Genomic DNA, 11,681 nt, shown 5'->3' on the forward strand with positions numbered 1-11,681 from the left:
TTACTTTTTTTGTGACATAGATCATGAATATTTCGCTAATTATGTGAATGAAAACTCTAACTTTAGAAGGCCATAAATTAACACAATAATGCGACAATATACTTATATTAGTTATCGAAACAACTATGAACAGGTTAAACAGGAGGAAAAAATCAAGCTCACACAAATTCAAACTATTCTTAAGGGATAGCGTTCTATCCCTTAAGTTTTAAACATCTATTTGACTACTTTCCTCTGGACAACAGCTTCTGCATCACCATCTGCCCGAACATGCCGGCGGATTGTCTGACCTGTCCCACGCCCTGGCTCATCATGCCTGCCATATCACCCATCCGTACACCGGCCCAGGCCAGTGCCCCCAGCCAGACCATCGGCAGGACAATAAACAACGTGCCCATCACCAGTCCCATAATCAAATCATCCGAGGTATTCTGAAACCCTGCCAGATTCAACAGGCTGTGGGTGTCTGAGCCGTACAGGGCTTCCAGTAAATAGCTGTCCAGCCAGCGAGCGGTTTCCCACCAGAAAGTCAGAAAATTCAATGCGAAGAGGGCGAACGTCAGTGTGAGTACCGTCTTAAATTCATAGGCGGCAAACAGCAGGATCAACGGGATGAGGATATACAACGCCATCAGGATCACCGCCTGCATCATCGGCAGTGCCTGACGCACCGCATCAAACACCGGCATACCGAGTAATCCGCCCAATAAAGTCCCCGCAGAAGCACCAACCCGGTTGCCCGCATCCAACAAGGTAGGATCAGCATTGCCGCCATAGCCTGCGTAAACATACCCTTCCTGAGAAACCGTCAGGTTTACCGGGCTGACCAGACGGCGGAGCACCGCTTCCTGATATTCCTGTGTATTTTTGCCCAGCATTTTCAGGGTGGCTGACAGACGCAGCCATAATCCCGGATCGGCCTGCGCCAGTACCCGGTCTTTCAGCCCGGTTTTGGCGGCTGACCACCAGGCTTTGCAAGTGGGATAACCGCCCTGCCCGGTATACGGCCGCCCACTGTCCCGGCTCTCACTCCACGGGAAATAGGTACGGGGCGTTCGGGATTGCAGCGTATTATAATCACCGGCTAAAAACGTGCGGCTGCCCAGCCAGTCGATATCATTCAGCCTGGTGTCGTCGGTGGTTTGCCCCTGATCCCGCAGTTTCCACTGATACAATGCCAGCGCATAACAATCGTGGGTGAAATCCTGCAACTCCGCTGCCAGTGCCGGATTACTGATGCGGGTGTGCTGCACTTCAAAGCGCAGTTGCCGCAGATCCGGGCGGCAGGGGATGGAGGCAACGGCTGCCTGGGTGAATCCTTTTGACAACCGGTGTACCACCGCCCACCAGAGCGGCACGGCAGCCGTCTGGTTATTCAGGCTGGACATCGCCGGGGCATAACCACTTTTGTCCGGTGCTTTGGGCGTCCAGGTGCCACAGCTTTTGGCGCGGGACGGGTCATACTGGAGGGTGGTCAGGCTGACATTCACCAGTGGAACACAGCACACCACCATCACGAAAAAGGCGCAGTACAGGGTATTTTCAATCCGGGCAAGTGATTGTAACCCGCCATTGCCGTCGTCTTCACTACATTCTCTCACCTTCAGCCAGACGGCGATCACCTTTATCACTAAAGGCGCCGTAAAACAGCCCGGTCGCAATCAGAATTTGCCATAACCCGTTGTTAACCACCCAGCCGAGCAGGGTCAGAAAGTATTCCAGATAGCTGTTGGTGGTCATCGGGTTTCTCCGCTATTCCCTGACAGGGCGTATTCACACAGTAAAATGAACATCAGACTGACGACCAGCATTCGAATTAAAGTTGCACGATGTGTCTTCTGATGTTGTGTCCGCCGCCAGATTTTCCGGCTGCCCCAGCCCAGTACGGCATACAGACATAACCGCCAGATTAACCAGAATTCCCCGGTGTCGGTTATCCAGCGGTGAAGCTGAGTCAGGTTTTCTGCCTGTTGCAGCCCAAGCCAGCCTGTCGCTAACGTGATAACCATCACCAAAGCGATAATCAGTAATCGCACAACACCTTTTCTCAATGTGGGGATCATCGCTGCCATATCACCTTACCGCCGTTCACTGTGGGGCACTTCCAGCTGATAAAACCGCGCATCGGTGCTGTCCGGTACCTGTTTTTGCGGATGCGTTTTAATGCGCTGGGTGTCCCGCTCGATAATGGTCAGGATGGCGTTGCGGGACAGTTCCCGTTTCAGCTGCATTTCATTCTTTAATGCAGTGATTTCCCTGTCCAGCGCCTCAATCCGCCGTTCCCCTTCGGCGAATGCGTCCGGTTGCGCAGCGGCATTGGGTTCGGACATCCCGGTGATAAGCATCCGCCGCATCAGCAAGGCCGTTTCAGTGGTTTCCGCCATCGCCAGTTCTCCCGCCAGACGGACTGTTAATGCGGCACTGTCCGGGTCTCGCTGTAACGCCTGAATGACACCTTTGGTTACCGCCAGACTGCCGGTTTTCAGCTTAGCGAGATTGGCAGCTGTCGGTTTTTCGGTGTCATTGACCAGTTTCACCAGCTGTTCAATATTGGCTTTGGTGTTCTCTTCCAGCATCGGGGCAAAGCCGGTGCCGGCCACCGTTGCGCCCGGTTGCTGGGACGCCCCACCGCTGGTGCATTCTGCGGCATTGCCACAGGTACGGATAGCCCGGTCGCCCAGCACGTTTACCACCGCTTCCGCCGCTTCAGTGGCATTTTTGAATTTGGTGCAGGCACCCCCCTGACAATCTTTCAGGCGAACAGAAGACTGGCTCAGCACGGGCTGATTATTCATCATATTAAAACCCGCGCTGGCTAAATCACGGGTGGGCCGGATAGCATTCTGCCCCCTGCCGCCCTGCTTTTTGCCACCAATCCACTGATGTCCCCCCATGCCGGTGGTTTTGGCGCCGGCATTATTGACTCTTACGGCATCCGCATCCCCGCTGTTAACCAGCGTTTTATACTCCTGCAGAGCAGCAGATTGTGTCCATTTACTGTTTTCAGCAAAATTCATCATCCGCTTCGCCATGTTCTGACAATTAAACTGGGCCTTATCGAACGCCACATTGGCCTGTAAAACGCCATTGGTCAGCATGTCATACAGACCGGGATTAGCACGCTGGATTGCCATGGCAGGAAGACTGGCCACTGCGCCGGTTGCCCCCTGAATGACATCACTCATCAGGTTCTTAAACCCCGCCGTGATACCATTCAGCTGGTTACCGATGGTGGTTTTCAAATCAAAATTGCCGCACATCAAATCGGAACTCCAGCCGAGTTCCAGCCCGCCCAGTCTGGTCAGGGAACTGCGGGTGGCCGGTTGTGAAATCACTGAACCGCCACCCAGGGTATAAAACAGCGTATCGGAGACAGCACCACTGGCCTCAGCTCCATAACCCAGCACACTGTTATTCATATTCACCTGCGGTAATGAGAGGGACACCACCGGCGTATTACCCTGTACAGATGCGGTTGCCAGTCCGCCCAATATCAGCAATAACCTGTTTATTCTCGTCATTGTTCATTTCCTTATTCAGATATCCGTACTGCCGAGAAAACGCTGCCCGCGCCGTTGGCAGCAGCTGTAGGGTTGCCACAGGGCATACGCCTGATTGCCATTGACCGCAGCCGTATGCTCTCCGTCAGGAAACACCGCGCAGGACGGGCTTAACTGCGGTGATAACCGCTGCCACTGGTGATTTTTCTTGCCGGTATTTTCTGTTACCGGTTCGGGTGGCCAATAACCGTCAGCGCGTTGACCTTTTAATGCCTGATAAACATGCGGCTGCCCGGCACGGGTGATAATATCCGCCACCCGCTGCGCCACCACGGCAGACGCTTTGTCATCATCGGTCTGAGTGACAAAGCCTGAGCGCGGGTAAACAGTGCCCCACAGATTGGCGGCCATCTGGCTACCCAGCTCCCGCTGACCGGGAATAAGCGCTTCCGGGTAGAACGACTCCGGCAACCCGGTGCGCCACGCGACCGTATCCAGTGTACTGAGAAAATAAGGTATCAACGGGGTGGCCGCACTGCGGCAGGAATAACCGGGGATTTGTCCGCCAATCAGACTGGTAGCGGGATGCCCGATGGCATCCGCATATTTAAAGCGCAGACTGGTACGCCGTTGCCCGGCGATTTGGGTATTGTGATTACCGCCACTGGCACTCAGGTGGGATAACGCCCCGGTGACGGCATTTTCCAGCCCGCCGGATAACCGGCTGACCTCGGCCATTTCTGACCACGGATTGCCGCCGGGCGCATGATAGGTGGACACGACCGCTTCGGGAAGATAGTGGGTGACTTTAACCGAGGTTTTTACCGTGCAACCATGCCAGGAACAAAACAGCCAGTAACAAATGCCGCTGACCCGCCACTGAATACAGGATGGCGAGAGGCTGCTGGCAACAATTTGAGCCGTGTTGAGGGAGGCCTGCGCAACCGGAGCAAACGCGGTTATCAAAGTGATGACGACAGGAAAAGTAATATGTTGAATACTCATGGGTGATTCTGCTCCCTGAGTGCATTCGCTTTTGCCACATCCGCCGTGCCATACACCACTTCACGATCATCAAATACGACAGCGGGATATTTTCGCACCCCCAATTGCCAGGCATCAACAACAGCACGGTAAGTCTTAATAAATTGTTGTTCCTGCTGATGCCATTGGGGAGATTGCAGTATCGCCTGTGCCTGCATCAAAGCCTGTTGAGGGTCGGCAGACAGGTGGGCGAAGATTTGTCTCTGATGTTGTTCAGCCGCCTCCAGCCAGACAATTTGTGTGTCCGGGGAAAGGTTGACGGGAGGATGTTGACTGTCAGTATAAATCACCGTTTTGGCCTGACCCGCTGATGCGAGCATCCATCCCAGCCAGAATAATAAGGTACAGCGCTTTCTCATTCCCACCTGCCCGTCTCTGAACACAGACGGAAAGCGTGCGGAAAAAATCCGGATAAGTCAGCAAACAATTCTTTTTTGCCTGTGGCAAAAAAGAACCGACACCGCCCATCCCATTCCCCCTGTATTATAAAAAATAATGAGATTAACCTTTTTAATTAATCAATTTGTGTAACAGGCAACCTTTTCTTTTAACATCTTCATTTAATATAAACTTCCTCAAAAAAATGCCGATTAATTATTCGTCTTAACATAAGAGATGGCAATCAATGAAAAACAATAAGGGATCGCTGTACCTGCAAGAGCGGGCCTATTTGCGTGAGAAAGCCAAGTTGATGGCAGCGGAGTTTCCGCATCTGGAACCTTTTCTGAATAACCCTCATGATCCGGATATTGAACGCCTGTTTGAGGGTTTTTCATTATTAACCTCAAATGTGCGCAGCACCGTTGAAGACAGCTTTCCGCAAGTCACCCATGAAATGCTGGAGCGCATCTGGCCGCATACCCTGCGCCCTGTGCCACCGACGACCATCATCCAATTCACGCCCCATCAGGGCGTTCATCAGGGTGCCGTCGATATCCCTCAGGGCGTACCGGTAACCCCCGCTGAGGGGGAACACAGTTTACGGTTTCACACCTGCCGTCCCCTGCATATTGAGCCTTTTATTGTCCTGGATAAGCAGATCCAAAAAACACGGAAATACAGCGAGATCATTGTGGCATTGCGCCAAACGGGCGTGGCTTCAGACCGTTGGCAGGTGGGATTACTGCAATTTTTTCTCGGCACAGACCGTGAACGGGCAGCTCAGCTGAGTCTGTGGCTGGAACGGCATCTCGATAATATTTACCTGCGCACGCAAAACGAAGAAAAAAGGCTCAGATACAGCCAGTTGTACGGATGTGATGCTCATGACCATCACAGTATACTGCCCACAAACAATAACCATTTTGACCGTCTGCAACGGATGACGGAATACTACTGTCTGCCTCATGTTTTTGATTTTGTGACCGTCGATGCGCGGGATTACCGCGAGTTGCCGTTAAACCCCGACGGGTCATTTGAGCTGATATTCAGGCTGGAAGGCGAACTGCCGCTGGAGACACTGGGCGATGCGTTCCAGTTAGGCTGTGTGCCCGCTGTGCATCTGGAAATGATGGTCAGCCCGCCGATCCCGCTGGCGGAAAATCACGCGCATTATCCCCTTCCTTTATCAGAGACTGAGCGGTTATTCCGGTTACAGGGTGTCCAAACGGCCAGACAACCCGGCGGAAAACAATCTCACGCTCAAGCCCTGCATTTCCAGCCTGTGACTCAGTTCTGCGAGAAAAGTGGCTGGCTGCGTGATGAAGGGCAACCCGATAATCTCTATTTCCAGCCCCGGTTCTCCATCGATCTGCTTGGGCGTATCCAGAACCGGATATATTTTCTGGGGGCGGACGGAAAAGAGGCCACCAGACTGCCATCCCAGCCGGTTTGTGCACACTTCATCGGCTACCATACGCAGGCCATGACATTGGAACCCGGGACTATCACCGAATCCCAGGAATCGGTGCCTTCTCATCTGCGTGCCAGCAATATCACCCCCGTGTCACCGGATTTTCCGCCCATGGTGATGGGAAAATCAGACTGGGCGCTGATTGATAAGCTCAACCACACGCCGTTTTTGCTTTTCAATACCGCGTCCCTGAAAAATTTTCTGCGTTTGTATGATTGTTATACCGGACATGATCGTGCGCTCAGCCGCCGGATGCAGCAACATATTGACGGGATTGTGCATCTGGACGCCCGGTTTGACAGCCGTCTTGACCACGGTCCGGGGAGAAAGGGGGGCGTGATTAATGGCAACACCCTGCATGTGCATCTTAATCCGGCCTGTTATGAAAATGACGGCATCATGTACCAGTTCTGTCGGGTGATCGACCAACTGCTGGCGAGCTTTGTTGTCCGGAATAACTTCGTCATGCTGGAAATTTATCGGCAGGATGAACAGACGGCGTTATGGGTATTTCCGCACCAACTCGGGCTGCGCAGTGAAATGTAATGAGATATGAGATGAAACCGAAAATGAAGGACACAATCATGCTAAAAAGTGGATTACGTTTTGTTTGCCAGATAGGAGGGTTACCTGAGGGCACATTTGCAGTAGCCGATTTTTCCCTGCGGGAAGGGCTTTCCGAGTTGTTTACCCTGAACCTGACGCTGGTTCAGTCCCTGCCCGGCAATCCCTTTATCCCGAAGCCGGAAATCGATTTAACCGCGCTGTTGATGCAGGAATCGGAGATAAGTATAATTAATTGAATATAAAAGATATATTATATTACCGCCCTTTTATGCCCCTTTTAATGCCCCAAGATTTTTTTGTTTACTTTTTTTCATATATGGCTGATTTTTATTATTTATATCATTAATTGTGTGATTTTCAATCATTTTGAAGAAAAAAAGCCGTGAGGGTTAAAAATGGTTAAATTTGGCTGCCATTTTACGCTCAGGGCTTGAGATAAAAAATATTCATTTTTACGACATCGTTCACAAATTACAGCGGGTTATTCCTGTGGTTTACTGCGAACCTTACGCTCAATCAGTTGACCCTGTTTATCAAAATAGCGGCTGGGCCAGATTTCTGAGGGATGAATGCCAAGATAGTTCGCAATTATCCATTCGCCTTTAGGCCACTGTCTGCTGAGTGCATTGGCTAGGGTTGATGAACTGAGTCCCGTCTCACGGGAGAGCGCCGCTAAGGTTGTACCACGTTTACGCAATGCTGCGATGATATCGGCCTGATGCCAGTCATTTCTGACGTTGTCATTCATTCCTGCTACCCCTTTCCATTCATTAATATTGATGGTGGCGATTCAGACGGGGTTTGCACTACCGGAGTATCCACCGGCGAGACCGAAGTCTCCCCCGCCTGAACCGCCATTGAAAGGGCGATAGCAAACGCACTGGCAGAAACATCCTACCAGTGTTTGGATACTCAGGGGTGCAAATCCCTGACCATTGGTATTTGCCAATGGCAGGAATACTTTAACTGATTGTTTTATTGGACTCAATAACTAAACAACTAAGTTTAACGGCTATAAACCCTTTCAACATAACGCCCGCGGCCATCGCCATGACCCAAATCCATTGAAACCAGTGCCCTTGCTTCCTGACGACTAAAACCATTCTGTTGGTAAAAAGCCAACGCATCCTGCGCCCACGCATAGCGCAAACTATGGGGAGAATGGCAGCCTGTTAAACCAATTCTTGTGGTCTGTGCCCGCCAGTAGTTCATGGCCTGCTTGAGATCCGGCTTATCAATCAACCTGCCGCCTCGTTGTTCTGCAATGGCAATAGCCTGCCCGACAGCTTCTTTCACCGCCGCAACATTCAAGATACGGGTTTGCCTTGTCCGACCGCCCTTTGTACCGAAAACAACATGCAGTTTTGGCTCTGGTTGTTCTAACTGTTTGCGCCAGCTTTTTAATGAAGCACTGCATTGCACCGCTTCCTGAGAACGAAGCCCCAGCAATCGGGCGAGTTTCAGTGTGACGGCAAATCCGGCATCACGTTCAAGTGCTGTCTGATAAACAACCTGAAACGTGGCATCAGGGATCGCCTGTTTCGTTCCGGCGCGGCTGGTTCCACTTAATCCCAATGCCTGATTACTCAAGCGCGGCGAGGTTTCGAGCTTCTCCCGGCCTGCCATGCGAAAAATATTACGCAGTGCGGCCATTTCATTTTGCACCGTTCGCTTGGCAATCCCCTGAGATAAACGGGCACTAACATACTGTTCTACATGTTTGGCTTTCAAATTATTAAGGTTTTTAACCTGAATATTCAGACTCAATAACAACGCGCCCAAACGTCCTGCGATCCGAATACGGTCATGGCAGGTCTTATGACTGCCACCACCTTGCCGGGCAAAAAATTTTAATTCTTTAATCAATCGACTCATTGGCTTCCCCTTGCTGATACCTGACAACATGCGATCTCTGGCGCGCGACAGTGTGGCAAAACAGGCAATGCCTGCTTTACCTTTGACGAATATCTGTGCGCCAGAGTGAACGCAGGTTGAGGTATTGCGGGGTATCGGTTGAGTACACGGTACTGCCGCCTGCGTGTGCAGGTCATCCCCACCGGCAAAAAGCCAGCCTCGATATCGTCAAGTTCTCCTTTTTCAATCTAAAAATGCAGTGTCAGATTCACTGAGTGGTTAAGCAGGCGTGAGCCTGTCAGGGTTCGATTGTTCTTTGGCTGCGGCGTCACTTTCAGCGGTAAACCGGCAAAAAGTGACGCCTTGAGTTCCGCGAACGGTCAGCAAAAGTCGTACAAGCGCTGAAATGCCCACAGGCACAGCAAAACGCCGCAAGGTTCAGTGTCAAACGGTAGCAATGAGTTAATTGTTTAGGTGTAGAAAGCAGTTCGCTGAATATTTCAAACTGGAATAGTGAGAAAAATGAATCGGATGCACGAAAGCCATCCTGTTGTTCATTGAAGATAAAGGAAAATAGGCTTCATGTTGATATGAAAGATAAGTGCATGATCTAATGTTCACTACACTTGATTGGCAATATAAAAACACCTTTTGGGTGTATTTTTTAGTTTAAAAACCTTCATCGCCAGACAAGGGGTTTATGTCTGACAATATCTGCTTCCAAAGGTGCGCAGATGTACCGCATTGCATACACTCCCTTTCAGGCTACGGGAGTTTTATTTCGCCACCCGAAAGCGATCTTTACAGGCGATAAGATCATTAAGGTACAGATAAGATATTAACGGTTTAGCCGGACAGGGTCAAAGGGGTATTTAGTCTGTTTTTTAAAAAATTTTGTTATGTAAGACAAAAATCAAAGGTTTATTAATTTAATTAATGTTAAATTCCCTATAATAGCCCATTTAATCCTGGTTTCTTTGTTATTGATAAAGGTTTTCAATTAAATGCCGATAGATTGTTCATCTGAATGCTTGTGCAAGGAAAGAGCAAAGTGAAAAATAAAAAGGAGTCTCTGTATCTCCAAGAACTGACCTATCTGCGCGAAATGATGAAACTCGTCGCCGCCGAAAATCCGCATTTAGCCCAGTTTCTGGCGCATCCCAATGATCCGGATATTCAGCGTTTACTGGAAGGTTTTTCGCTGCTGTCTTCAAATATGCGCAGCACCATTGAAGATGAATTTCCGCAAATCACCCATGAAGTGTTGGGGGGCATCTGGCCTCATGCCCTGCGCCCTGTACCCCCGGCGGCCATCATTCAATTCACGCCCCATCAGGGCGTGCATCAAGGAATGGTCGATATCCCGCAAGGCACACCGATTACGGCTGCTGAGCGGGAGCAAAATTTACCGTTTCACACCTGCCGCCCTTTGCATATCGAGCCGTTTGTGGTGCGGGATAAACAGATCCAAAAGACACGGGAATACAGTGATATTGTGCTGACGCTGCACCGGACAGGAAATACCTCGGCAGCCTGGTCAGGTGGAAAGCTGTATTTCTTTCTGGGCACCGATCCACACCGGGCGGCACAACTAAGTTTGTGGCTGGATGCGCACATTGATGAGGTCTACCTACGCACGACAGAGGATGAAAAAAGACTCCGAAACAGTCAGTTTCTGGGCTGGGCTGAGAATTTACGGCAGCCCCTGTTGCCCACGGAAAACCTGCTGTTCGCTCGTCTGCAACAGATGACTGAGTTTTATTGCCTGCCTCATGTGTTTAACTTTATGACGTTAGCTATCAATGAGCAACGCGATTTGGCATTAAACCCAGATAGTTCTTGTGAGCTGGTTATCCGACTGCAAGGCGAGCTGCCAATCGATGAGCTGGGCGATGCCTTTCAGTTGGGTTGTGTCCCGGCGGTGCATCTGATGTCGATGGTCAGCCCGCCTGTTTCACTCACGCCCGATAACCCGTGTTATCCGTTGCCGCTGGCCGAAACGGAGCGGCTTTTTCGTGTTAAAAACATCCAAACCGCGAAACAACCGGGTGAGAAAAATGCTCAGGGAAACGCGCCGCGTGGCAAGCCCTGTCATTTTCTGCCCATTAGCCAGTTTCACGCCAAAAACGACTGGCTGCTGGATGTCGGGGAACCCGATAACGTCTATTTTCAGTCGCTGATAACCGACGATTTACTGGGGCGTATTCACAACCAGATACACTTTTTCGGGATGGATGGGAAAGCGGCGAATACCCTGTCACCCCAGTCCGTATGTGCCCACTTCATCGGCTACCATGTGCAGGCCATGAAGCTGGGTATCGGTGATATTACGCTGACACAAGAATCGGTGCCCGCGCATTTATACGCAAGCAATATCACGCCGGTTTCCCCCGATTTTCCGCCGATGGTAATGGGAAAATCAGACTGGTCATTGATTAACCTCTTAAACTGCCCGCCATTTTTGCTTTTCCATGCCGAATCACTGAAAGATTTTCTCCGTTTATATGATTGTTATGCCAGTCATGATCGCGCCCTCAGCCGCCGGATGCAGCAGCACATTAACGGCATTGTCCATATTGACGCCCTGCCGGGCAGCCGCCTTGACAACACCAAATCAGGTCAGGGGCGCGTGATTAATGGCAACACCTTGCACATCTACCTTGATCCGGCGTGTTATGAAAATGACGGCGTGATGTATCAGTTCTGCCGGATGGTTGACCAGCTGCTGGCGTGCTTTGTCGTGCGGGATAATTTCATCCTGTTAGAAATTTATCGGCAGGGTGAGCAGACAGTGTTATGGGAATTCAAACAGCAGCTTGGCCTGCGCAGTGAAATGTAATGCGGTAAGAACAGAAAAATAAGGA

At 50.7% G+C, this 11,681-nt stretch carries 10 protein-coding genes and 1 pseudogene; 3 read left to right on the forward strand and 8 right to left on the reverse strand.

What is annotated here, in order from left to right:
* Window positions 1–224: 224 nt before the first annotated feature.
* From PXH59_RS19030 to PXH59_RS19050, 5 genes and pseudogenes are all read right to left on the reverse strand, one after another.
* Window positions 225–1,740 (reverse strand): annotated as a pseudogene (locus PXH59_RS19030) (conjugal transfer protein TraG N-terminal domain-containing protein).
* Window positions 1,737–2,072, reverse strand: coding sequence for a hypothetical protein (locus tag PXH59_RS19035; RefSeq protein ID WP_285809723.1), 336 nt, complete (start codon window positions 2,070–2,072; stop codon window positions 1,737–1,739). Before PXH59_RS19035 ends, PXH59_RS19030 begins: the two are co-directional and overlap by 4 nt.
* A 6-nt stretch (window positions 2,073–2,078) precedes the next feature.
* Entirely contained in the window at window positions 2,079–3,521 is a 1,443-nt protein-coding gene (locus PXH59_RS19040) for an integrating conjugative element protein (RefSeq protein WP_285809725.1), read from the reverse strand.
* Window positions 3,522–3,536: 15 nt separating this feature from the next.
* Window positions 3,537–4,505 carry a TIGR03756 family integrating conjugative element protein gene (locus PXH59_RS19045; protein ID WP_285809726.1) on the reverse strand — a complete coding sequence of 323 codons (969 nt, stop codon included), beginning with the start codon at window positions 4,503–4,505 and terminating at the stop codon, window positions 3,537–3,539.
* The gene (locus PXH59_RS19050) at window positions 4,502–4,903 is read right to left on the reverse strand and encodes a TIGR03757 family integrating conjugative element protein (protein ID WP_285809727.1); all 402 of its coding nucleotides are present in this window, start codon (window positions 4,901–4,903) and stop codon (window positions 4,502–4,504) included. Before PXH59_RS19050 ends, PXH59_RS19045 begins: the two co-directional genes overlap by 4 nt.
* A gap of 266 nt (window positions 4,904–5,169) precedes the next feature.
* On the opposite strand from PXH59_RS19050, the gene PXH59_RS19055 reads away from it, so the two are divergent.
* Both PXH59_RS19055 and PXH59_RS19060 read left to right on the forward strand, forming a co-directional pair.
* Window positions 5,170–6,942, forward strand: coding sequence for a type VI secretion system baseplate subunit TssF (locus PXH59_RS19055; RefSeq protein WP_285809728.1), 1,773 nt, complete (start codon window positions 5,170–5,172; stop codon window positions 6,940–6,942).
* An 11-nt stretch (window positions 6,943–6,953) separates the two neighbouring features.
* Window positions 6,954–7,199 (forward strand): hypothetical protein, encoded by a 246-nt coding sequence (locus PXH59_RS19060; protein WP_285809729.1) that lies wholly within the window; start codon window positions 6,954–6,956, stop codon window positions 7,197–7,199.
* 245 nt (window positions 7,200–7,444) lie between these two features.
* Here PXH59_RS19060 and PXH59_RS19065 read toward each other — a convergent pair whose 3' ends face one another.
* From PXH59_RS19065 to PXH59_RS19075, 3 genes are all read right to left on the reverse strand, one after another.
* On the reverse strand, window positions 7,445–7,711 hold the full coding sequence (locus tag PXH59_RS19065) for a helix-turn-helix domain-containing protein (RefSeq protein ID WP_285809730.1): 267 nt from the start codon (window positions 7,709–7,711) through the stop codon (window positions 7,445–7,447).
* Between the two features lie 257 nt (window positions 7,712–7,968).
* Window positions 7,969–8,838, reverse strand: a complete 870-nt coding sequence (locus PXH59_RS19070; RefSeq protein WP_285809732.1) for an integrase domain-containing protein — start codon at window positions 8,836–8,838, stop codon at window positions 7,969–7,971.
* Between the two features lie 258 nt (window positions 8,839–9,096).
* Window positions 9,097–9,237: a hypothetical protein gene (locus PXH59_RS19075; RefSeq protein WP_285809735.1), complete on the reverse strand. Its 141-nt coding sequence runs from the start codon at window positions 9,235–9,237 to the stop codon at window positions 9,097–9,099.
* A 631-nt stretch (window positions 9,238–9,868) separates the two neighbouring features.
* Between PXH59_RS19075 and PXH59_RS19080 the strand changes: the two genes are divergently transcribed.
* Window positions 9,869–11,656, forward strand: a complete 1,788-nt coding sequence (locus tag PXH59_RS19080; RefSeq protein WP_285809736.1) for a type VI secretion system baseplate subunit TssF — start codon at window positions 9,869–9,871, stop codon at window positions 11,654–11,656.
* Window positions 11,657–11,681 lie beyond the last annotated feature (25 nt).

It is taken from the genome of Xenorhabdus bakwenae (assembly GCF_030272115.1).
Lineage (GTDB): Bacteria > Pseudomonadota > Gammaproteobacteria > Enterobacterales > Enterobacteriaceae > Xenorhabdus > Xenorhabdus bakwenae.

Excerpts from the sequence above, each read along its gene's own strand:
- PXH59_RS19035 (WP_285809723.1), bottom strand. The coding sequence starts at position 2,072 with ATGGCAGCGATGATCCCCACATTGAGAAAAGGTGTTGTGCGATTACTG.
- PXH59_RS19040 (WP_285809725.1), bottom strand. The coding sequence starts at position 3,521 with ATGACGAGAATAAACAGGTTATTGCTGATATTGGGCGGACTGGCAACC.
- PXH59_RS19045 (WP_285809726.1), bottom strand. The coding sequence starts at position 4,505 with ATGAGTATTCAACATATTACTTTTCCTGTCGTCATCACTTTGATAACC.
- PXH59_RS19050 (WP_285809727.1), bottom strand. The coding sequence starts at position 4,903 with ATGAGAAAGCGCTGTACCTTATTATTCTGGCTGGGATGGATGCTCGCA.
- PXH59_RS19055 (WP_285809728.1), top strand. The coding sequence starts at position 5,170 with ATGAAAAACAATAAGGGATCGCTGTACCTGCAAGAGCGGGCCTATTTG.
- PXH59_RS19060 (WP_285809729.1), top strand. The coding sequence starts at position 6,954 with ATGAAACCGAAAATGAAGGACACAATCATGCTAAAAAGTGGATTACGT.
- PXH59_RS19065 (WP_285809730.1), bottom strand. The coding sequence starts at position 7,711 with ATGAATGACAACGTCAGAAATGACTGGCATCAGGCCGATATCATCGCA.
- PXH59_RS19070 (WP_285809732.1), bottom strand. The coding sequence starts at position 8,838 with ATGAGTCGATTGATTAAAGAATTAAAATTTTTTGCCCGGCAAGGTGGT.